At 69.6% G+C, this 17,958-nt stretch carries 26 protein-coding genes; 6 read left to right on the top strand and 20 right to left on the bottom strand.

Annotated elements, in window-relative coordinates; translation table 11 throughout:
* Positions 1-115 precede the first annotated feature (115 nt).
* The 11 genes from QSK34_RS14800 to QSK34_RS14750 all read right to left on the bottom strand — a co-directional run bounded on the left by QSK34_RS14800 (position 116) and on the right by QSK34_RS14750 (position 5,575).
* Positions 116-412 (bottom strand): gas vesicle protein K, encoded by a 297-nt coding sequence (locus tag QSK34_RS14800; RefSeq protein WP_137247954.1) that lies wholly within the window; start codon positions 410-412, stop codon positions 116-118.
* Positions 409-621 carry a gas vesicle protein gene (locus QSK34_RS14795; protein WP_137247953.1) on the bottom strand — a complete coding sequence of 71 codons (213 nt, stop codon included), beginning with the start codon at positions 619-621 and terminating at the stop codon, positions 409-411. Before QSK34_RS14795 ends, QSK34_RS14800 begins: the two co-directional genes overlap by 4 nt.
* On the bottom strand, positions 611-1,378 hold the full coding sequence (locus QSK34_RS14790) for a GvpL/GvpF family gas vesicle protein (RefSeq protein WP_285584402.1): 768 nt from the start codon (positions 1,376-1,378) through the stop codon (positions 611-613). The genes QSK34_RS14795 and QSK34_RS14790 overlap by 11 nt, the downstream gene beginning before the upstream one ends.
* Complete coding sequence (locus QSK34_RS14785; protein WP_161480808.1) at positions 1,371-1,718, bottom strand: gas vesicle protein; 348 nt, start codon at positions 1,716-1,718, stop codon at positions 1,371-1,373. Before QSK34_RS14785 ends, QSK34_RS14790 begins: the two co-directional genes overlap by 8 nt.
* 4 nt (positions 1,719-1,722) lie before the next feature.
* A complete protein-coding gene (gene gvpO, locus QSK34_RS14780; protein ID WP_030452768.1) occupies positions 1,723-1,980 on the bottom strand; it encodes a gas vesicle protein GvpO in 258 nt (85 codons plus the stop codon).
* 3 nt (positions 1,981-1,983) lie between these two features.
* Positions 1,984-2,217, bottom strand: coding sequence for a gas vesicle protein GvpG (locus QSK34_RS14775; protein WP_161480807.1), 234 nt, complete (start codon positions 2,215-2,217; stop codon positions 1,984-1,986).
* Entirely contained in the window at positions 2,217-2,975 is a 759-nt protein-coding gene (locus tag QSK34_RS14770; RefSeq protein ID WP_285584388.1) for a GvpL/GvpF family gas vesicle protein, read from the bottom strand. The genes QSK34_RS14775 and QSK34_RS14770 overlap by 1 nt, the downstream gene beginning before the upstream one ends.
* Position 2,976: 1 nt before the next feature.
* Positions 2,977-3,393 carry a gas vesicle protein GvpJ gene (gene gvpJ, locus QSK34_RS37925; protein ID WP_285584385.1) on the bottom strand — a complete coding sequence of 139 codons (417 nt, stop codon included), beginning with the start codon at positions 3,391-3,393 and terminating at the stop codon, positions 2,977-2,979.
* Positions 3,394-3,396: 3 nt separating this feature from the next.
* A complete protein-coding gene (locus QSK34_RS14760; RefSeq protein WP_285584380.1) occupies positions 3,397-3,585 on the bottom strand; it encodes a hypothetical protein in 189 nt (62 codons plus the stop codon).
* A gap of 102 nt (positions 3,586-3,687) precedes the next feature.
* Complete coding sequence (locus QSK34_RS14755; protein ID WP_285584376.1) at positions 3,688-4,605, bottom strand: BtrH N-terminal domain-containing protein; 918 nt, start codon at positions 4,603-4,605, stop codon at positions 3,688-3,690.
* A 19-nt stretch (positions 4,606-4,624) separates the two neighbouring features.
* The gene (locus tag QSK34_RS14750) at positions 4,625-5,575 is read right to left on the bottom strand and encodes an AraC-like ligand-binding domain-containing protein (RefSeq protein ID WP_285584372.1); all 951 of its coding nucleotides are present in this window, start codon (positions 5,573-5,575) and stop codon (positions 4,625-4,627) included.
* A gap of 169 nt (positions 5,576-5,744) precedes the next feature.
* On the opposite strand from QSK34_RS14750, the gene QSK34_RS14745 reads away from it, so the two are divergent.
* The gene (locus tag QSK34_RS14745; protein ID WP_285584368.1) at positions 5,745-5,969 is read left to right on the top strand and encodes a hypothetical protein; all 225 of its coding nucleotides are present in this window, start codon (positions 5,745-5,747) and stop codon (positions 5,967-5,969) included.
* Position 5,970: 1 nt separating this feature from the next.
* On the opposite strand, the gene QSK34_RS14740 is transcribed toward QSK34_RS14745, so the two are convergent.
* A complete protein-coding gene (locus tag QSK34_RS14740) occupies positions 5,971-6,429 on the bottom strand; it encodes a MarR family winged helix-turn-helix transcriptional regulator (protein ID WP_285584365.1) in 459 nt (152 codons plus the stop codon).
* A gap of 74 nt (positions 6,430-6,503) precedes the next feature.
* Here QSK34_RS14740 and QSK34_RS14735 point away from each other — a divergent pair, with 74 nt between their 5' ends.
* The 3 genes from QSK34_RS14735 to QSK34_RS14725 all read left to right on the top strand — a co-directional run bounded on the left by QSK34_RS14735 (position 6,504) and on the right by QSK34_RS14725 (position 9,825).
* A complete protein-coding gene (locus QSK34_RS14735) occupies positions 6,504-7,868 on the top strand; it encodes a TrkH family potassium uptake protein (protein ID WP_285584363.1) in 1,365 nt (454 codons plus the stop codon).
* Positions 7,861-8,520 carry a potassium channel family protein gene (locus tag QSK34_RS14730; RefSeq protein ID WP_202610178.1) on the top strand — a complete coding sequence of 220 codons (660 nt, stop codon included), beginning with the start codon at positions 7,861-7,863 and terminating at the stop codon, positions 8,518-8,520. The genes QSK34_RS14735 and QSK34_RS14730 overlap by 8 nt, the downstream gene beginning before the upstream one ends.
* A 144-nt stretch (positions 8,521-8,664) precedes the next feature.
* A complete protein-coding gene (locus QSK34_RS14725) occupies positions 8,665-9,825 on the top strand; it encodes an esterase-like activity of phytase family protein (RefSeq protein WP_285584359.1) in 1,161 nt (386 codons plus the stop codon).
* Here the strand turns inward: QSK34_RS14725 and QSK34_RS14720 are convergent.
* Together QSK34_RS14720 and QSK34_RS14715 are read right to left on the bottom strand one after the other, a co-directional pair.
* Complete coding sequence (locus tag QSK34_RS14720; protein WP_285584356.1) at positions 9,816-11,099, bottom strand: ArsB/NhaD family transporter; 1,284 nt, start codon at positions 11,097-11,099, stop codon at positions 9,816-9,818. The two genes, QSK34_RS14725 and QSK34_RS14720, sit on opposite strands and share 10 nt — an antisense overlap.
* Positions 11,100-11,224: 125 nt before the next feature.
* On the bottom strand, positions 11,225-11,716 hold the full coding sequence (locus QSK34_RS14715; RefSeq protein WP_285584354.1) for a CBS domain-containing protein: 492 nt from the start codon (positions 11,714-11,716) through the stop codon (positions 11,225-11,227).
* 135 nt (positions 11,717-11,851) lie between these two features.
* Between QSK34_RS14715 and QSK34_RS14710 the strand changes: the two genes are divergently transcribed.
* Positions 11,852-12,781: a sensor histidine kinase gene (locus QSK34_RS14710; protein ID WP_285584352.1), complete on the top strand. Its 930-nt coding sequence runs from the start codon at positions 11,852-11,854 to the stop codon at positions 12,779-12,781.
* On the top strand, positions 12,778-13,422 hold the full coding sequence (locus tag QSK34_RS14705; RefSeq protein WP_030452753.1) for a response regulator: 645 nt from the start codon (positions 12,778-12,780) through the stop codon (positions 13,420-13,422). The genes QSK34_RS14710 and QSK34_RS14705 overlap by 4 nt, the downstream gene beginning before the upstream one ends.
* On the opposite strand, the gene QSK34_RS14700 is transcribed toward QSK34_RS14705, so the two are convergent.
* From QSK34_RS14700 to QSK34_RS14675, 6 genes are all read right to left on the bottom strand, one after another.
* A complete protein-coding gene (locus QSK34_RS14700) occupies positions 13,397-14,281 on the bottom strand; it encodes a GlxA family transcriptional regulator (protein ID WP_285584349.1) in 885 nt (294 codons plus the stop codon). The two genes, QSK34_RS14705 and QSK34_RS14700, sit on opposite strands and share 26 nt — an antisense overlap.
* Positions 14,278-14,805, bottom strand: a complete 528-nt coding sequence (locus QSK34_RS14695) for a cysteine hydrolase family protein (protein WP_285584347.1) — start codon at positions 14,803-14,805, stop codon at positions 14,278-14,280. Before QSK34_RS14695 ends, QSK34_RS14700 begins: the two co-directional genes overlap by 4 nt.
* Positions 14,806-14,875: 70 nt before the next feature.
* Entirely contained in the window at positions 14,876-15,601 is a 726-nt protein-coding gene (locus QSK34_RS14690; RefSeq protein WP_161480794.1) for an amino acid ABC transporter ATP-binding protein, read from the bottom strand.
* The gene (locus QSK34_RS14685; RefSeq protein WP_285584345.1) at positions 15,598-16,446 is read right to left on the bottom strand and encodes an amino acid ABC transporter permease; all 849 of its coding nucleotides are present in this window, start codon (positions 16,444-16,446) and stop codon (positions 15,598-15,600) included. The genes QSK34_RS14690 and QSK34_RS14685 overlap by 4 nt, the downstream gene beginning before the upstream one ends.
* Positions 16,443-17,315, bottom strand: a complete 873-nt coding sequence (locus QSK34_RS14680; RefSeq protein WP_161480792.1) for an ABC transporter substrate-binding protein — start codon at positions 17,313-17,315, stop codon at positions 16,443-16,445. The genes QSK34_RS14685 and QSK34_RS14680 overlap by 4 nt, the downstream gene beginning before the upstream one ends.
* 202 nt (positions 17,316-17,517) lie before the next feature.
* The gene (locus QSK34_RS14675; RefSeq protein ID WP_285584344.1) at positions 17,518-17,889 is read right to left on the bottom strand and encodes a hypothetical protein; all 372 of its coding nucleotides are present in this window, start codon (positions 17,887-17,889) and stop codon (positions 17,518-17,520) included.
* Between the last annotated feature and the right edge of the window lie 69 nt (positions 17,890-17,958).

The following is a 17,958-nucleotide window of genomic DNA, read 5'->3' as shown; positions in this document are numbered from 1 at the left end:
ACTGCATGGCCGCGGTGTTGTGGCCCCGCGGAGATGGCGAGCGATTGCTGACCGAGGACGGAAAGAGCTCCTGGGCCGAGGAGCGACCCGAGTGGGCGTGCTCGGCCCGGCTGCCTTATTCCTGTGGCAGCAACGTCCCCAGCGGTCCGAGATCCAGGTTGAGCTCAGAGGGTGAAAGGCCGAACCGTTCACACACCTCCGTCATGGCCTCCTCCAGCCGCATCAACGTCAACCCCAGCACCTCGATCTGCTCATCCGTCAGATCCGTCTGCTCCATCCGCCGAATGGCCTGACGCTCCACCAGCTGTCTCACCAGTTCGACAAGCGTCAGCACCAACCGCGACAGATCCCGCTCCATGGCCTCGGAATCGGCCTGAATCCGCATCCGCGCAGTCCGCACAGGCTCGCTCATGCCTCCCCCAGGTTCTCCCGCACCGACATGATCAGAACCCGCAACGAGATCCGCACCAGGTCGATGTCCGCGATGGACAACACCAGGTCCCCGCTGACCACCACGCCCCCCGCCAGCAACCGGTCCAGCAGGTCGACAAGGGCCACCCGCTCAGCGGGGAGCCGTCCCTGTTCGGCCAGGGCGGCGCCGCGGGGGCCGTCAACCGTCACCGCGCACCTCCAGGTCGGTGAAGGAGTAGGGCGCCCAGGGTCCGGTCAGCTCGATCTCCACGCCGCGGTCGCGCAGGTCGTCGACCGTCTTCAGGAACTCGTCGTCGCGGGATCTCTCGACGAGGTAGGCCCCGTTGAGCAGCATCGCCTCCTTGCGCCCGGACAGCTCAGGGTCCTGGGCACGATGCCGGTGGCTGGCGACCGCGATCGACGACAACGTCTCGTGGAGCCGCTCCGCCTCCATGGCGGCCTGTCGCCACGCCTCCTCGCGGCTGCGCAGGCCGGCCTGGCGCCGCTTCAGGTAGGCCGTCCCCGGGCCGCCGAGCGAAGGCGCCGTCTGGGCAGGGCCGGGGGCGCTCAGGTCGACGTACGCCTTCACGCCCCACTCCCGGCGCCCGGCCACGCTGGAGAGGACGTCCACGAAATCGTCATGGCGCGCCCGAAGCAGGTCTTTCACCTGTTCGTCGCCGCGATACACCGTCACCAGGCGAACGGGCGCCACGGGTGCTCGGTCCGCGACCTCCTCCACCACGTGGTGGTGGGCTCCGGCCGTCTCGCTGAGCCAGTCGAGGTCTTCCATCGACCGTCGCAGCGGCTCGGCGCCGAACTCGTCCAAGGAGACGGTGCTCACGTAGGCGACCAGGCCCTCGCACGGGATGGTCCGCACCTCGGTGTCGGCGACGCCGTGCAGGCCTTCCAGGCCGGAAGCAGGGGTCTCTTCGGTGACCGCGTACAGGTAGGTGCCGGTGTCAGTCATGGTGGTCTCCCGATTCGAGTGACCGGTTCTCCAGGGCGTCGAGGCGGGCGCGGAGGCGGCGGTTCTCGTCCTGGAGGGCCTTGCTGTCGCCGGTCAGCCAGGGGTCGTGTTCCCACCAGTCGATGCCCATCTCCTTGGCGGTGTCGACCGAGGCGATCACCAGGCGGAGTTTGATCGTGAGCAGTTCGATGTCGAGCAGGTTCACGCGGATGTCGCCCGCGATGACCACGCCCCGGTCGAGGACGCGTTCGAGGATGTCGCCGAGGTTGGCGGGTTCCCGGCGCGCGGCGGGCTGGGAGCCGGGGCGTACGGACGGCGCGTAGCGGGAGCCGTCGGTCATCTCATCAACCTCCCGTGCCTCGGCGGTACCTGGCCTTTCTGCGGTACGACAGCAGGTTGCCCTCCTTGTCGAGGTCGGCCTCGTACAGCGCCAGGATGTCGCCGGAGGAGGGGATGCGGCGGTCCTCGACGACCTCGACGACGACCAGCCAGCCTGACTCCGCCGGTTCGACGAGGGTGACGCCCTCCGCCTCCTTCGAGGTGAGGCCGGAGATCAGCTTGACTCCGGCCTCCCCCGCGGTCACGGCCGTCAGGGTGCCCATCGGTCACTCTCCCTCCGGCGGCATCATGCGCTGCAGGACCGCGTTCATCGCCTCGGACGCCTCCTCCTCGGTGAGCTCGCCCGCGGCCTGGGCCGCCTCGATCTGCTCCAGTTCGCGCCTGGCCACCGTCGGGTCGCGCATCTTGCGCTCGGCCTCGTCGCGGAGCAGTTCGCCCAGCCTGATCACGCCTTTGACCGGGGCCAGCGGCAGTTCCAGGATCGAGGTGAACAGGCCCATCACTCGCCGTCCTGCTCTTGCGAGACGATGAAGTCGTACGGCGCCATCGGGCCGAACAGGCTCAGCGTGACCTGGTCGGCCCACTTGCGTGCGAGGTCCTCGACCGCGCGGTCCAGGTCGTCCTGCCGGGTGTTCTCGACCAGTACGGCCATGTGCACGGCGTCGAGCTCGTGCGACGGCGGGCGAACGGTCTGCATGACGGTGACGGGTTCGACCTGGTCCCACATGGCGGCCGTGTCGGCGTCGCGTTTGGCCTCGATCGACTGGTTGATGATCTCGCCGAGGCGGATGCGGTGGTCGCGGGCGGCGTCCTCGGGCAGCGTGCTGATCTCCTCGCGGAGCTGGGCCGCCTCGGGGTTCTCGGCCAGGATCTCGCCGAGCACCGTCTCCTCGACGAAACGTCCCTTGATCACGAACTGGGAGCGGCCCTCCAGTTCGGTGAGGGCGGCGGCGAACTCGTCGTGGTACGGGGCCAGGAACTCCTCGACGACGGCCTCGCGGCTGGCCAGCACGGCGCCGAAGCGGATTGGCAACACGGGCACCTCGGCGGCGGTGGCGTTGAGGAGCTGCTCGTGGGCGTACAGGTCCTTGGGCGTGCCCAGCGGACGGCCGGTACTGACGTCGCTCACCAGAGCGGCGATCTTGCCGTGGCGGATCGACGTGATGGGCGCGGGCGGGTCGCCCACCCCGGTGGCCTCGGCGTCGACCTCGATGTCCTGCGGGACGACGCCGTAGATGTAGGTCGCCGACTGGTCCATGTCAGCCCTCCTGCCTGCTCTGGCGGGGAACCGCATCGGAGAAGTCGCTCAGCTTGTCGCCGGCGGCTTCCAGCGGGCTGCGTTCCTTGGCCTGTTCGAGCTGTTCGGGCTGGGGGGCCTGCTGGCCGCCTCCGCCGCTCGTGACGGTCTGGACGACCTCGGGAAGCCCCGGCTTCCGGGACTTCGTGAGGTCGAGCCGGTTCGTCGCCTCGGCGAAACGCAGGTAGGTGTCCACGCTCGCCACGACGATCCGGGCGTCGATGCTCAGGATCTCGATGCCGATCAGCGAGACGCTGACATAGGCGTCGATGACGAGCCCTTTGTCGAGGATCGTGTCGATGACGTCGGCCAGGCCGTTGCCGGAGGAACCCTTCTGAACGCCGCCTCCCGGCCGGCTTCCCACAGGCTGCACCGTCATGAGTTACCTCTCCCTGGTGGTCGTTTCTCCCTCGGGGCGGGTGAGGCGGCGTACCGGCCGGGTGACGTTCGCGTGCGGCCGTTCCCGGACGACGATCGGCGACTCCCCGGCGGGGGCGCGTTCGACGAGGGCCAGGAGAAGGCCGGCCAGTTCCCGGATCAGCCGCGCGAACGGCTCCTTCGGCGTGCCCATCGCTCATCCCTTCCCGAACAGGCCCCCCATCCCCAGCAACTCAGACAAACAACCACATATCGCCACAGGAGGAACAAGCTTGAGGGGTTCGTGACCTGGGTGCTACATCCGGCGCAGCGCCCGCATGGCGGTCTCCTCGACGCGGGCGAGGTCGCCGAGAACGGCGCCCGCCTCGTCGAGACGCCCCTGCTCGATCAGCGCGGCCACCTCGGTCCACCGGGCCGCGGCCTCGGCGTACAGGTCGTGGGCGGTGCGGATCTCCGGACGGTCGACCGTCTCCAGGCACTCGCCGAGGAAGTCGCGGTAGAGGTTGCGGAACAGCGCGCCGCCGGTTCCGGCCTGCTCCATGAGGAGGGCGACCTGCCGCCGGTCTTCGGCCGGCAGCCGCCATTTCGGCACCAGCTTCGCGGCCTTCCCGATGCCGCGGTGGCCGAGGTTCGTGATGGGCGCGGCGAGGAAGGCCTCGGCGCAGTCTCTGATCGCCGGGACGATCCGGTCCCGCCAGGGCGCCGGGCTCTCCGGCATCTCGATGGTGAACGAGCGGTTCCTGGCGGTCATCGGGCCGCGTTCGGCCCGCGCCAGGGCCAGGCTGGCGCGGCTGGTGCGGACCCGCCCGCCCTGCTGATCGGTGTCGATCAGGTGGACGTCGTGCTCGTCGTAGCCGTGGGCGGCGACGACGTGACCGCCGAAGTGGATCTTCGACCGGAAGTACTCCAGGTGGTAGCAGTCGAGCTGCAGTCCGACCGGGCGCCCGGCGTCGAGGAAGGTCGCCACGTTCCGCCACGCCTTGGCGGGCGAGGTGGTCTCCTCGACCCGCAGGGTGAGGCCCAGCCGGGCGGTCAGGTTCCTGGTGAGGTCGAACGGCCTGACCCGGCCGCCCAGGAAGGGGAACGGCATCGCCTTGCTGTCCCAGTAGACGAAGGACAACCCCGAACCGAGCCCGAACATCATCGGTTCGGACAGGTCGAGCCCTTCGTGCCGGAGCAGCACTCCCAGGGTCGTGGTCTCACAGTGGCGCACGGGACCAGCCTGGACCCTCTCACCGTGTGAGAGTCGAGCGCAGGCCCGTCCGGTAGGCCCCCGGCGACACCCCGTAGGCCGCCCGGAACGTCCGGTTGAAGTGGGCGTCGTTCTGGAACCCCCACCGGGCCCCGATCGCCCGGACCGCCAGGTTGTCGCAGCGCGGGTCGGCCAGGTCGCGGCGGGCGCGGGCCAGGCGGCGGTCGCGGATCCAGTTCGCCGCGGTGAGGCCCTGGCGCTCGAAGAGGCGCTGGAGGTTGCGCAGCGACATGTGGTGGGCGTGGGCGATCGAGGCGGGAGACAGGCCGGAGTCGGGCAGGTGGTCCTCGACGAAGGCCTGGACCCGGATCAGCGGGATGTCCCCGGGCTTGGCGACGCCGGCGTGGTCGGCCAGCAGGACGGTGATCAGTTCCAGGATGGTCGTGGTCAGCGGGGCCGGGGCGGGCCGGGGGCCGGCGAGCCGCATGAGCAGGCCGGCGAGCTGGCCGTTGACACCGGTGCGGCCGGGGATCGGCCGGCAGAGCAGACGTTCGACCGTGGCCGTCGGCAGCGGGATGGCGCGGTGCGGGAACTGGACCACGATGCCGTGGGGCGGCTGGCTCGGGGTGGCCACCGACCAGGCGTGGAAGGGCCGCGAGGTGTCGTACAGGGTGAAGTCGCCGGTGCTCAGCGAGCACTGGCGGCCCTGCTGCTCCAGGCCCGACCTGCCGCTCACGGTGTAGTTGAGCTGGTAGAACTCCGGGTCCGACTGGCGGATGCGCCGGGTGGTCCGGCGGGCCTCGAACTCCGCCGAGCGCACCCGGGAGATCTGGACCAGGCCGAGGTCGACGGCGGTCATCTCGGCCCAGAAGTCGGCGGCTTGGGCGCTGGCGGCGTCCACCGACACCACGGACTGGGCGACGGCCTCCCACCAGAAGTCGAACCGCTCGCCGGCCGGTAAGTGGTCCAGCCGAATGAGAGTGGTCTGCATCATTCCTCCGTTTTGGACGATATGTCAGACCTTCAAGATCCGCTGAAGGTTTCACATGCGGGACACGATCCTGCGAGGTCGCCGCCCGGCACGGGGGCGCACACCTGGGAGACGGCCGACGCCGATGCGATATTCCGGGTGCCGGCCCCCACTCCCCAGGAGGACCACCATGCGCAAACTGCTCGCCTCGGTCGCTCTCGTGAGCGGCGTGTTCCTCACCGTCTCCGTCACCGCCACGCCCGCGCAGGCCGACAGCATCCGGTACGCCTACTACCTCCAGGCCGACTGCTACAACGGCGGCAACCTGGGCATCCAGTGGGGCTGGTGGACCAGCTACCGCTGCGTCTACCAGACCATGGGCGGCAACCAGTGGTTCTGGTTCCTGTACGCCTGACCTACGGCCCGCACAGATCGGCGCCGGGAGAGGCGTTGTAGATCGCCTCCGCGGCGCGGTCGGCGCACTCGCGGAAGACCTCCCGCTGGTCTTCCGTGAGGCCGCCGAGCACCTGCTCCTCGGCGTCGGCCATCCGCTCCTCGCCCTCGGCCTGGACCTTGCGGCCCTGCTCGGTCGCGACGATCCGGCGGGCCCGCCGGTCGCGCGGATCGGGCTGACGCTCGATCAGCCCGGCCTTCTCCAGGTCGTCGATCACATAGGTCAGGACGGTCCGGTCGACGGCCAGCCTGGTCGCGAGCGCGCCCTGGGTGCGGACCTCCTCGTGCACCACCACCGACAGCAGGTTGAACCCGCGGGCACCGTGGGGGAGGTCTTTGAAGGTCTCGTCGGCGAACTGCTGCCAGCGTCGCAGGACCACGCTCATGGACCAGCCGAAGCTGGATGCGTGCCGGGGAGCCATGCGATCCACCCTAACCCGGCGGTTGCTGTTAGCGTGGGGGCCGATCACGCCGTGCTCCCGGAGGCGTTTCTCCAATGGCTGGGTTGTTAACGGCGCGGCGCGTCCGCCGGCCGTCGATCTTTCACCATCCCGCTCGGGTGGTCGTCGGCGGGTTCGGCCTCGCCATCCTGGTCGGCACCCTGCTGCTGTCGCTGCCCGTCGCCACGACGTCGGGCACCTCACCCGGGCTGATGCCGGCCCTGTTCACCGCCACCTCGGCGGCCTGCGTGACCGGCCTCGTCATGGTCGACACCGCGGCCCACTGGTCGGTGTTCGGCGAGATCGTGATCGCCGCGCTCATCAAGATGGGCGGTCTCGGGATCATGACCCTGGCCACCCTGTTCACCGTCCTGATCGCGCGGCGGCTGAAGCTGCGCACCCAGATGATCGCGCAGGTGGAGACCCGCGCGATGAACATGAGCGACGTGCGGCGGGTGGTCCGCAACGTCGTGTTGTTCAGCCTGCTCTGCGAGACGGTCGCCGGCACGATCCTGACCGTCCGGTTCGTCGTCGCCTACGACGAACCCGTGCTGCGCGGCGCCTACCTGGGCTTCTTCCATGCGATCTCGGCGTTCAACAACGCCGGTTTCGCCCTGTGGCCCGACGGCCTGATCAGGTTCGCCACCGATCCGTGGATCTGCCTGACCATCGCCGTCGCGGTCATCGTCGGCGGCCTGGGCTTCCCCGTCATCTTCGAGCTGGTGCGGATCTGGCGGCACCCCGGCCGCTGGTCGGTGCTGACCCGGATCACCCTGTTCGTCACGACCATCCTGCTGGCCGGCGGGACACTCGTCTTCCTGTCGGCCGAGTGGCACAACCCGAAGACGCTGGGCGCGCTCGACGATCCCGGGAAGCTGCTGGCGGCGTTCTTCACCGCCGTGATGCCGCGGTCGGGCGGGTTCAACAGCATCGACATCGCCTCGATGGAGCCGTCGAGCTGGCTGGCCACCGAACTGCTGATGTTCATCGGCGGCGGCAGCGCGGGCACGGCCGGCGGGATCAAGGTGACCACCTTCGGGCTCATCATCCTGGTCGTGTGGGCCGAGATGCGCGGCGAGAACCACGTCAACGTCGGGCACCGGCGGTTGTCGTCGTCGGTGCAGCGGCAGGCGATCGTCATCACGGCGATGAGCGCGGCGCTGGTGGCCGTGTCGACGTACGTGCTGCTGGTGATCAGCCCCCACCCGCTGGGCGAGGTGCTGTTCGAGGTCGTGTCGGCCACCGGCGTGGTGGGCCTGTCGACCGGCATCACGGCTGATCTGCCGCAGGCGGGGCAGGTGCTGCTGCTGATCCTGATGTTCATCGGGCGCATCGGACCCCTCACCCTTGGCTCGGCGCTGGCGCTGAAGGAACGCACCCGCCGTTACGAACTTCCCGAGGAGCGTGTGATCGTTGGCTGACAAGAGCGACGCCGTCGTGGTGATCGGCCTGGGGCGGTTCGGGAGCTCGCTGGCTCTCGAACTCACCCGCCGGGGCACCGAGGTGCTGGCCATCGACAACAACCCCAAGACCGTGCAACACCTGGCCGGGAGCATCACCCACGTGGCGACCGCCGACGCGACCGACCTGGAGGCGCTGCGGCAGCTCGGGGTGCCCGACTTCTACCGGGCCGTGGTCGCGATCGGCACCGGCCTGGAGGCCAGCATCCTGACCGCCGCCCTGCTGGTCGAGATGGAGATCGAGGACATCTGGGCCAAGGCCATCACCAAGCAGCACGGCCAGATCCTGCGCCGCATCGGCGTCCACCACGTGGTGTTCCCCGACAACGACATGGGCGAGCGGGTGGCTCGGCTGGTGAGCGGGCGCATGCTCGACTACATGCAGGTCGACGACGACTTCGCGCTCTGCAAGACGCGCCCGCCGCGCGAATACGTGGGACGCCCCCTCGGGGAGTCGAACCTGCGGCGCAAATACGGGGTCACCGTGGTGGCCGTGAAGAGTCCGAACGAGAATTTCACGTACGCCACCGCCGACACCGAACTCTCCTACGGCGACGTGATCCTGATCTCCGGGCGCACCGACGACGTGGAGCGGTTCGCCGAACTCCCGTGAGTATCAGGGGAAGGTCAAGGAACCGTCCCGCTAGGCGCGAATTGCGGAGAATTGCGGAAGCACGCCCGGATCTCCACGCGTGACTTGCGCCGTCGTACGCGATCTCATGACCCCGATCGAATTGTTCGGGGGACGAGGAGAATCGTGCGACACCATCTTGCCCGGATCGCCCTGATGGCCATGGCCCTCATCGGCCTGGCCCCGCCCGCCCTGGCGGCCGACCGGCCGGACTTCCGGATCACCCGGTTCCTCGGTGAGCAGCGGTTGCCGCACCTGACCCAGGTCGAGGGCACCACGTTCGGCGGGATCTCCGGGATCGACCGCGACCCGGCCACCGGGACCTGGTATTTCATCTCCGACGACCGCTGGCGCTACCAGCCGGCCCGGTTCTACACCGGGAAACTCGACATCAACAAGCGGACCGGTGAGTTCCGCGGGGTCTCGCTCAAGAGCGTCTACACCCTGAAGCGGCCCGACGGCTCGCCCTACCCCGCCTACGCGCAGCCCGACTCGGCCGACCCGGAGAGCATCCGCTGGGACCCGCTGACCCGCAAGCTCCTTTGGTCGAGCGAAGGTGACCGGCCCGACCCGCAGAACACCGCCATCCCGCTGTCGCAGCAGTTCATCCGCTGGGTCAACCGGCAGGGCGAGCACGTGCGAGGCCTCCAGCTGCCCGACAACCTGCTGCTGACCGACGAGAACCGGGGGCCGCGCCGCAACTTCGGCATCGAGGGCCTGACGCTGACCAAGCGCCGGATCACCGCGATCGTCGAGGGGCCGCGCTTCGAGGACGGCACCCCGCCGGCCGTCGACGGCGGCGCCCCCGCCCGCATCACCGTGTGGAACCGCGAGGGACGGGTCCGCGCCCAGTACGCCTACCCGATCGAGAAGCTGCCCGCCGCCCCGATCCCGGCGACGGGCGCCACCGACAGCGGGGTGTCGGAGCTGCTGGCCATCGACGACCACCGCTACCTGGCGCTGGAGCGGTCGTGGATCGAGGGCGTCAACTACCGGGTGCGGCTCTACGAGATCGACCTGCGCGGCGCGACCAACATCCTGCACCGCGACAGCCTGATGACCCGCATGTTCTACCGTCCGGTCCGCAAGACACTGGTCCTCGACATCAACCGGCCCGAGCCCACGCAGAACCTGGAGAGCCTGGCCTGGGGGCCGCGCCTGAAGACCGGTGAGTGCACCCTGGTGATCGGTTCCGACGACAACTTCTCCGCCGAGGAGTCGACCCAGTTCCTCCTGTACGCCGCCAAGGGCTGCCCCGTGGCGCACGGCAGGGACCGTCAGAAGTAGCGAAGCCAGATGTACGCCCACGCCATGGTCGTGCTGAGCAGGGTCACCACGATCCCGTAGCGGGTGAACTGCCAGAACGAGATCGGGTTGCCCGTCCGGGCGGCGATGCCGATGGCGACCACGTTGGCGCTGGCCGCGACGGCCGTGCCGTTGCCCCCGAAGTCGGCGCCGAAGGCGAACGACCACCACAGGGCCTGCGAGGTCTGCGGGTCGGGGGCGGCGGCGGCCATGCCCTCGACCACGGGGGCCATCGTGGCGACGTACGGGATGTTGTCGAAGAACGCCCCCAGCACGGCCGAGCCGAACAGCAGTGACGTGGCGGCGGCGAAGTGGTTCTGGCCGAACAGGTCCACGGTCCACTCGCCGATCGCCCGGATCGCCCCGGTGTGGGTGAGACCGGCGACCATCACGAACAGGCCCATGAAGAAGACCAGCGTGGGCCATTCGACCTCTTTGAGCACGTCCGAGAGGTCGACCTTGGTGACCAGCAGCATCACCCCGGCGCCGACGAGCGCGATGATCGACGGCTGGATGTGTACGACCGCGTGCAGGCCGAAGGCGACGACCACGCCGCCCATCACGATGAGCGACTTGACCAGCAGGCGCCGGTCGGTGATCGCGCGTCTCTCCTGGAGGGCCATGACGGCCGCGACGTGCTCGGGGTGGTATTCGAAGGACTTGCGGAACAGCGGGTAGGTGAGCAGCACGAACGCCGCGAAGATCACGACGACGGCCGGGGCCATGTGGATCAGGAAGTCGTTGAAGGTCAGGCCCGCGCGGCTGCCGATGATGATGTTGGGCGGGTCGCCGATCAGGGTGGCGGCGCCGCCGATGTTCGAGGCGAGGATCTCGGCGATCAGGTAGGGCTGCGCCGGAATGCGCAGCCGATTGCAGACCATCACCGTCACCGGCGCGACCAGCATGATCGTGGTGACGTTGTCGAGGAACGGCGAGGCGACGGCCGTGATGGCCATCAACATGACCATCAGCCGGTACGGCCGCCCGAGTGACCGTTTCGCCGCCCAGATGGCCAGATAGTCGAACAACCCGGTCTGCTTGACCACCCCGACGATGATCATCATGCCGAGCAGCAGGAAGATGACGTTCCAGTCGACGCCGGAATGCTCGGAGAAGAACACTTCCGCTCCGGGCGCGAATCCGAGGACGGTCATGACCCCGGCGGCGATGAGAACGACCTTGACCTTGTTCGCCTTCTCCGTGGCGATGAAGTAGAACGCGATCACGAAGACGGCGACGGCGAGGATTGCGCTCATCCCGGCCTGGCCAGCGGAACGGTGGGCATGCGAAAACGACCTCCGGGCAGGTGAGGGGTTGGGCGCCGGCGGGGACCGCCCGCACAGTCGCGGCCGCCGGCGCCCAAGTCAGAAAAGGTCAGGCCTCAGATGGACAGGCTGATCAGCAGACGTTCGAGCGTGATCGCGCCATGGAGTGTGCCGTCGTCGCGGACCACCGCCACCAGCGGGCTGCGGGCCCGCGCCATCAGCGCGGCGATCTCCAGCAGCGTCGCCCCCATCGGGACGGTCACGGGTCGGGCCACGGGTTTGGGCAGGCAGTCGCCCACGGTCAGGTTGCCGATCTCCTGCCAGAACACATCGGCATGGGTCTCATCCAGCGTCCGCGCCAGGGCGGGGTCCTCGTGGATGCTCAGCGGTATCGCCAGCCGCAGTACCTGCGTACCCGGCAGCACCGTCCAGGGCCGGCTCTGTCCGTCGACCACGATGAGGCCGGGGAGCCGGTTGAGGACCATGATCCGAACCGCGCGCACGACCGGGTCGGTCGAGGTCACGGTCGGCAGGGTCGCGGCGATGTCGCGCGCTTGCATGTCACCATCCACTCGCGCCGGACGGTAGGGCGCGTAGATTTCGGTCACGGCCTGTCACCTCCGGAGTTGGGAACGCCTTCAGTCTTCCCTCTAACCTTTTGTCCGACTATGGGGTCTGACACCCATCTTCGGGGCGGCGCAGCCTGCATGGACAGAACAGACAAGGCTTGCCAACCTGGAGTCATGGGGCCCTTGTTCTGGCGACTGTGCGTGATCAACGGCGCGGTGTTCACGATCGGCACGCTCGCGCTGGCGTTCTCGCCCGCGACGGTGTCCTCGCCGGTCCTGCTCCGCGAGATCCTGGTGCTGGGAGCGGGGCTGGCCATCATCCTGGTCACCAACGCGCTGCTCCTGCGGCGCAGCCTGGCCCCGCTCACCACCCTCACGGCCCTCATGCACCGCGTCGACCTGCACACCCACGACCGGGCGGTCGACCGGGGGAACGGCGACCTGACCTACCTGATCGACTCCTTCAACACGATGCTCGAACGGCTGGAGACCGAACGGTCGTCGGCCAGCGCGCACGCCCTGGCCGCCCAGGAGAACGAACGCCAGCGCATCGCCCGCGAGCTGCACGACGAGATCGGCCAGAGCCTGACCGTGGCGCTGCTCGGCCTGAAGCGGGTCGCCGACCGCGCCCCCGCCGAGTTGTCGGAGGAACTGCAACTGGTCAGAGACACCGTCCGGGGCAGCCTCGACGAGGTCAGGCAGGTCGCCCGGCGGCTGCGCCCGGGGGTGCTGGAGGACCTCGGCCTGCACAGCGCGCTGACCGCGCTGACCGCCGACGTGGCCCCCGCCGTCGACGTCACCCGCCGGATCGAGGCGCTGCCGCCGCTCACCCCTGAGGTCGAACTGGTCATCTACCGCATCGCCCAGGAGAGCCTCACGAACGTGGTGCGCCACTCCAAGGCCTCGTCGGTCCGGCTCACGCTCCGTCCCGACGGCCGCGACCTCGTGCTGAAGATCGCAGACGACGGAGTCGGCGGCGCGCGTGCCGACGGGGCCGGAATGCGGGGTATGCAGGAACGGGCGCTGCTGATCGGCGCCCGCCTGACCGTGACGTCGGAGCAGGGCACCGAGGTCACGCTGACGATACCCGGGGTGATCGGATGACGCGGATCCTGCTGGCCGACGACCACGCGCTGGTGCGCCGGGGGGTGCGCCTGATCCTCGACGCCGAACCCGACCTGGAGGTCGTGGCCGAGGCCGCCGACGGGGCGGAGGCGGTCGACGCCTGCCGGGACGAGGACGTCGACCTGGCCGTGCTCGACATCGCGATGCCCCGGATGACCGGCCTCCAGGCCGCCAGGGAGATCTCCCGGCGGTGGCCGGGCATCCGCATCCTGATCCTGTCGATGTACGACAACGAGCAGTACTTCTTCGAGTCGCTCAAGGCCGGCGCCTCGGGCTACGTACTGAAGTCGGTCGCCGACCGCGACCTCATCGAGGCCTGCCGGGCCGCCGTACGCGGCGAGCCGTTCCTCTACCCGGGCGCGGTCACCGCGCTGATCCGCGACTACCTCCACCGCCACCGGCGGGGCGAGGCGCTGCCCGACCAGATACTCACCCCGCGTGAGGAGGAGATCGTCAAGCTGATCGCCGAGGGCAACTCGGCCAAGGCCATCGCCGAGACCCTGGTCATCAGCCCGAAGACGGTCGACCGCCACCGCGCCAACATCCTGGCCAAGCTCGGCATGAGCGACCGGCTCGACCTGACCCGCTACGCGATCAGGGCCGGCCTGATCGAGCCCTGAGGCGGCGGAGCATGCGGGCGTCGTCGAAGCCCGCCTCTCTCGCCGCCGCCTCCACCGTCGTGCCGTGGCCGATCAGGTGTTCGGCGTGTTCCATCCGGAGCGCCTGCTGGTAGCGCAATGGGGTGAGGCCGGTGGCGCGGGTGAACAGCCGGGTCAGCGTGCGTTCGCTGACGCCCGCGTGGGCGGCCAGGCGGGACAGCGGCAGGGGTTCGGTGAAGCGGGTGTCGATCAGGTCCTGGACCTCGTGGACGGTGTCGTCGAGGTGGTCGCGGTGCCGGAGCATGGCGCTGGCCTGCGGTTCCGTGCCGTTGCGGCGGGCGTAGACGACCATCTCGCGGGCCACCTGGGCGGCCCTGGCCGGGCCGTGGCGGGTCGCGACCACGTGGAGGGCCAGGTCGACGCCGCTGGCGATGCCGGCCGAGGTGATGACGCGGTCGTCCACGGTGAACAGCACGTCGCGGACGACGGTGGCCCTCGGGTGGCGCCGGGCCAGGTCGTCCTGGAGGTCGTGGTGGGTGGTGCAGCGGCGGCCGTCGAGCAGGCCGGCCGCGCCGAGCGCGCGGGCGCCGGCGCAGACGCTCGCCACCACGCCGCCCGACTCGTGGTGTCGCCCGAGGCCCGCGAGCAGGCGGTCGGACAGACGGGTCTCGCCGCGCCAGCCGGGCACCACGACCAGGTCGTCCACGCCCAGAGCGGGCCACTCCTGCCCGGCCACGAGGGGCAGGCCCTGGGCGCTCATGACCTGCGGCTGGTCGGCGACGTAGGCCAGGCGGTAGCCGGCCGTGTCGAACACCTGGGCCGGACCGGCCAGGTCGAGCAGGTGCACGCCGTCGACCAGGGCGAAGACGACCAGGGTCATACCAGCTCGGACACCGTCGCGATGCGGGCGAAGCGGTCGCGGAGCACCGCCTCGGTGCGGGCCACGATCTCGTCGGGGGAGAAGCCGCCGACGCCCTCGGTGGTGGTCGCGTCGCTGACGAAGACGACCTGATAACCCAGGTCGCTGGCGAGGCGCGCGGTCGTCTCCACACACTGCTCGGTACGGATCCCGCACACCACCAGCTCGCGCACCCCCGCCTCGACGAGCCGCTGCTGGAGGTTGGTCGTGGTGAACGCGTTGTGGGCCGACTTGCGCAGGATCAGCTCCCCCGCCACCGGCTGGTCGAGCTCGGACAGCAGCGTGACGTGCCCCGACGCGGGGTCGAACACCCCGCCGCTGCCCTCTTCCTCGTGCAGCACCCAGACGACGAGGTCGCCCTTCGAGCGGGCCGCCCGGACCAGCCGGTTGACCGGCTCGGCGATCTTGGGGTTGCCGATCAGGTCCCACTCGGGGCGGGCGCGGAAGGATTCCTGGACATCGATGACGATCAGCGCTCGGCTCATGTCCACCAGTCTGACCTGCTAGGAAACCGGAAGAACAGGCCGGATCGGGTCCCGCCCCGGACCGATCCGGTCACGTGCGCGACAGGAACTCGCGGGTGCGCGGGTGCTTCGGCGCGCCGAAGATCTGGTCGGGATGACCGCGCTCCAGCAGCACCCCGTCGGCCAGGAAGCAGACCGTGTCGGCGATGTCGCGGGCGAAGCCCATCTCGTGGGTGGCCAGGATCATGGTCATGCCCGACGCCTTGAGCTCCCTGATCACCCCGAGCACCTCGTTGACCAGCGTCGGGTCCAGCGCCGAGGTCACCTCGTCGAGCAGCAGCAGCCGGGGCTGCGTCGCGATGGCCCGGATGATCGCCACCCGCTGCTGCTGGCCGCCCGACAGCCGGTCGGGGTAGTCGCGGGCCTTCGACTCCAGCCCGAACCGGGTCAGCAGCTCGCGCGCCTGCTCCTCGGCCTGGGCGCGGCCGACGCCGTGCACCTTGCGGGGAGCGAGGGTGATGTTGTCGAGCACCGTCATGTGCGGGAACAGGTTGTAGGCCTGGAAGACGATCCCGATCCGCTTCCGCACGTCGTCGGGGTCGGCCCGGACGTCGGTGAGCTCAACACCGTCGAGTGTGATCGCGCCGTCGTCGACGGTCTCCAGCAGGTTCACGCAGCGCAGCAGGGTCGACTTGCCGGAGCCGGAGGCGCCGATGAGGCAGACGACCTCGTGGGAGTCGACAGTCAGGTCGACGCCCTTGAGGACGTCGTGGTCCCCGTACCGCTTCCAGACCCCGTCGATCGTGAGGAGGGTCATGTCGCGCCTCCGCGCTGACGTGCCGCGCGGGCGGCCAGGTGGTCGGTGAAGCGGGCCAGCGGCACCGTGAGCGCCACGAACAGCAGCGCGGCGGCGACGTAGGGGGTGTAGTTGAACATCTCGCCCGCGTGGATCTGCGCCTGCCGCAGCGCCTCCAGCGGGCCGAGCAACGCGACGAGGGCGGTGTCCTTCTGGAGCGACGCGAAGTCGTTCAGCAGCGGTGGAATCACCCGGCGGACGGCCTGCGGGACGACGACGTACCGCATCGTCTGCCCGTGCGACAGCCCGAGCGACCGCGCGGCGGACCGCTGACTGGGGTGGATGGAGTCGATCCCCGATCGGAACACCTCGGCGACGTAGGAGGTGTACGACAGGATCAGCCCGATCGTCCCGAGCACCACCGGATCGTTCGGCACCCCTTGGAGCCGGAGCGCTGGGACGCCGAACCCGACCAGGAAGATCATCAACACGACCGGGATGCCGCGGAAGACGTCGGTGTAGAGGGCGGCCAGCACCCGGAGTGGGAAGAACACCGGCGACCGCAGCCCGCGCAGCAGCGCCACCCCGAGCCCGAGCAGCAAGACGACCGGCTCGGCGATCAGGAAGATCGTCACGTTCAGCAGGAAGCCCTGGAGGATGTCGGGCAGCGCCGTGACCATGGCGTCCCAGCTGAAGAACGTCTCCCTGACCCGGGGCCAGCCCGGCGAGGCGTACAGCCCGACGACGACCAAGCCCACCACGGCGACCGTCGAGATCGTCGCCGCCGACAACGATCGCCGTCCCTGGGTCCTTAGGAGTTTCTCGCGCTCCTTCTGGCGGTCGCTCTTGACCCAGGTGGTCGTCACGACAGTTCGGGCGCGCCCGCGGCCGCGGTCAGCCACTGCTGCTCGATCTTGGCCAGTTCACCCGACGACTTGAGCTCGGCCAGCGCCTTGTTGACGCAGCTCACGAGGGTGTTGCCCTTCTCGAAGAGCAGCCCGAACTCCTCGGGGGCGCCGCTCGACGAGGCGAACTGCCCGACGATCTTCGACCCCTCGACCTGGGCAGCGGTGACGTAGAACGCGGTCGGCAGGTCAACCACGATGGCGTCGATCTGCTCGTTCTTCAGCGCGTTGACGGCGTCGATCTGCTGGTTGAAGACGCTCGGGTCGACGCCGGGCTGGATGACCTCGCGCACCGCGCTCAGCGCGGTCGTCCCGACCTGTACGCCGATCTTGGCGTCCTTCAGCGCCGCGAGGTTCGCCGCGGCGGCGAACTTCGAGTCGCCGAGCGTCACGACGGCCTGCTTGACCGTGTAGTAGCCCTCGGAGAAGTCGACCGCCTTGGCCCGCTCGGGCGTGATGGAGATCTGGTTGATGTCGAAGTCGAACTTCTTCGGCCCGGGCGCGAACGAGGAGTCGAACGGCACGGTCTCCCAGGCGACCTCCTGCGGCGTGAACCCGAGCCCCTTGGCGACGGCCGCGGCGACCGCGCCCTCGAAGCCCTGCCCGTTGGCGGGGTCGTCGTCCTTGAACCAGGGCTCGTACGCGGGCTTGTCGGTGCCGATGGTCAGCTTGCCGGGCGTGATGAGCTTGAGGCTCTCCTTCGCGCACGCGTCGGCGGCCGAAGCCGTCCCGCTGGGGGCCGCCGCCGGGGGCGTGGCCGTCTCTTCGGGGGCGCAGGCGGTCGCGAGGATGAGCACACCGGCCGCCAGGAGCAGCGAGGAACGGTGCATGAGGGAGCCTCCGGGGTCGTACGTGACTAACCCCCAGATGATGTCGGAAATGCCCGACCTCGGCAAATACCCGAAACCGTTCCGATGTGGTCACAGAGTGTCGGCGAAAGCCTTTCGGGCACCTGGGCCGGGCATCGGCGTACGTACGATCCGGTCCCAAAACGATCACGGGTATCGGTTTCGCCGGGTTTGGCGCGTTCCCTTAAGTGGTGCGGCATACCTGGATCGGCCAGCCCCTGACCGTGCTGGCCATGGTCGTTCTCGTCGTCAACGACCATGTGCTGAAAGCCGCCTGGCCCGGGTTCGTGACCGGGAAGCTGAGCGACGTCGCCGGGCTGGTCCTCTTCCCCGCGCTGCTCGATCTGGTGGTCGGGCGCGCGAAGGTCTCCATCGCCGTCACCGGCGTCGGGTTCACGCTGGTCAAGACGACCGCGACCGGCGCGTGGCTGGCCTCCGAGGCGTGGACGGCGGTCTGGGGGCCGTCCAGGGTGCTCGCCGACCCGACCGACCTGCTGGCGCTGCCGGCGCTCTGGGCGGCCTGGTGGGCGTACCGGCATCCGGTCCCCGTGCACAAGGCGGTGGTGTACCTCGTCGTGCCGCCCGCCGTGCTGGCCGTGGCCGCGACGAGCGCCGCGCCGTATGA

Origin of the sequence: Herbidospora sp. NBRC 101105, from assembly GCF_030269205.1 — a bacterium.
GTDB lineage: Bacteria > Actinomycetota > Actinomycetes > Streptosporangiales > Streptosporangiaceae > Herbidospora > Herbidospora solisilvae.
Note: the sequence above shows the minus strand (reverse complement) of the source record. Positions and strands in the feature narration are given on the sequence as shown.

What these genes read in the sequence shown, in the direction of transcription:
- gvpJ (WP_285584385.1), bottom strand. Translation starts at nt 3,393, where the DNA reads ATGACGGTGCAGCCTGTGGGAAGCCGGCCGGGAGGCGGCGTTCAGAAG.
- QSK34_RS14750 (WP_285584372.1), bottom strand. Translation starts at nt 5,575, where the DNA reads ATGCAGACCACTCTCATTCGGCTGGACCACTTACCGGCCGGCGAGCGG.
- QSK34_RS14735 (WP_285584363.1), top strand. Translation starts at nt 6,504, where the DNA reads ATGGCTGGGTTGTTAACGGCGCGGCGCGTCCGCCGGCCGTCGATCTTT.
- gvpO (WP_030452768.1), bottom strand. Translation starts at nt 1,980, where the DNA reads ATGGGCACCCTGACGGCCGTGACCGCGGGGGAGGCCGGAGTCAAGCTG.
- QSK34_RS14720 (WP_285584356.1), bottom strand. Translation starts at nt 11,099, where the DNA reads ATGAGCGCAATCCTCGCCGTCGCCGTCTTCGTGATCGCGTTCTACTTC.
- QSK34_RS14680 (WP_161480792.1), bottom strand. Translation starts at nt 17,315, where the DNA reads ATGCACCGTTCCTCGCTGCTCCTGGCGGCCGGTGTGCTCATCCTCGCG.
- QSK34_RS14775 (WP_161480807.1), bottom strand. Translation starts at nt 2,217, where the DNA reads ATGGGCCTGTTCACCTCGATCCTGGAACTGCCGCTGGCCCCGGTCAAA.
- QSK34_RS14770 (WP_285584388.1), bottom strand. Translation starts at nt 2,975, where the DNA reads ATGGACCAGTCGGCGACCTACATCTACGGCGTCGTCCCGCAGGACATC.
- QSK34_RS14700 (WP_285584349.1), bottom strand. Translation starts at nt 14,281, where the DNA reads ATGACCCTGGTCGTCTTCGCCCTGGTCGACGGCGTGCACCTGCTCGAC.
- QSK34_RS14760 (WP_285584380.1), bottom strand. Translation starts at nt 3,585, where the DNA reads ATGGGCACGCCGAAGGAGCCGTTCGCGCGGCTGATCCGGGAACTGGCC.
- QSK34_RS14785 (WP_161480808.1), bottom strand. Translation starts at nt 1,718, where the DNA reads ATGACCGACGGCTCCCGCTACGCGCCGTCCGTACGCCCCGGCTCCCAG.
- QSK34_RS14695 (WP_285584347.1), bottom strand. Translation starts at nt 14,805, where the DNA reads ATGAGCCGAGCGCTGATCGTCATCGATGTCCAGGAATCCTTCCGCGCC.
- QSK34_RS14705 (WP_030452753.1), top strand. Translation starts at nt 12,778, where the DNA reads ATGACGCGGATCCTGCTGGCCGACGACCACGCGCTGGTGCGCCGGGGG.
- QSK34_RS14690 (WP_161480794.1), bottom strand. Translation starts at nt 15,601, where the DNA reads ATGACCCTCCTCACGATCGACGGGGTCTGGAAGCGGTACGGGGACCAC.
- QSK34_RS14710 (WP_285584352.1), top strand. Translation starts at nt 11,852, where the DNA reads ATGGGGCCCTTGTTCTGGCGACTGTGCGTGATCAACGGCGCGGTGTTC.
- QSK34_RS14800 (WP_137247954.1), bottom strand. Translation starts at nt 412, where the DNA reads ATGAGCGAGCCTGTGCGGACTGCGCGGATGCGGATTCAGGCCGATTCC.
- QSK34_RS14740 (WP_285584365.1), bottom strand. Translation starts at nt 6,429, where the DNA reads ATGGCTCCCCGGCACGCATCCAGCTTCGGCTGGTCCATGAGCGTGGTC.
- QSK34_RS14790 (WP_285584402.1), bottom strand. Translation starts at nt 1,378, where the DNA reads ATGACTGACACCGGCACCTACCTGTACGCGGTCACCGAAGAGACCCCT.
- QSK34_RS14745 (WP_285584368.1), top strand. Translation starts at nt 5,745, where the DNA reads ATGCGCAAACTGCTCGCCTCGGTCGCTCTCGTGAGCGGCGTGTTCCTC.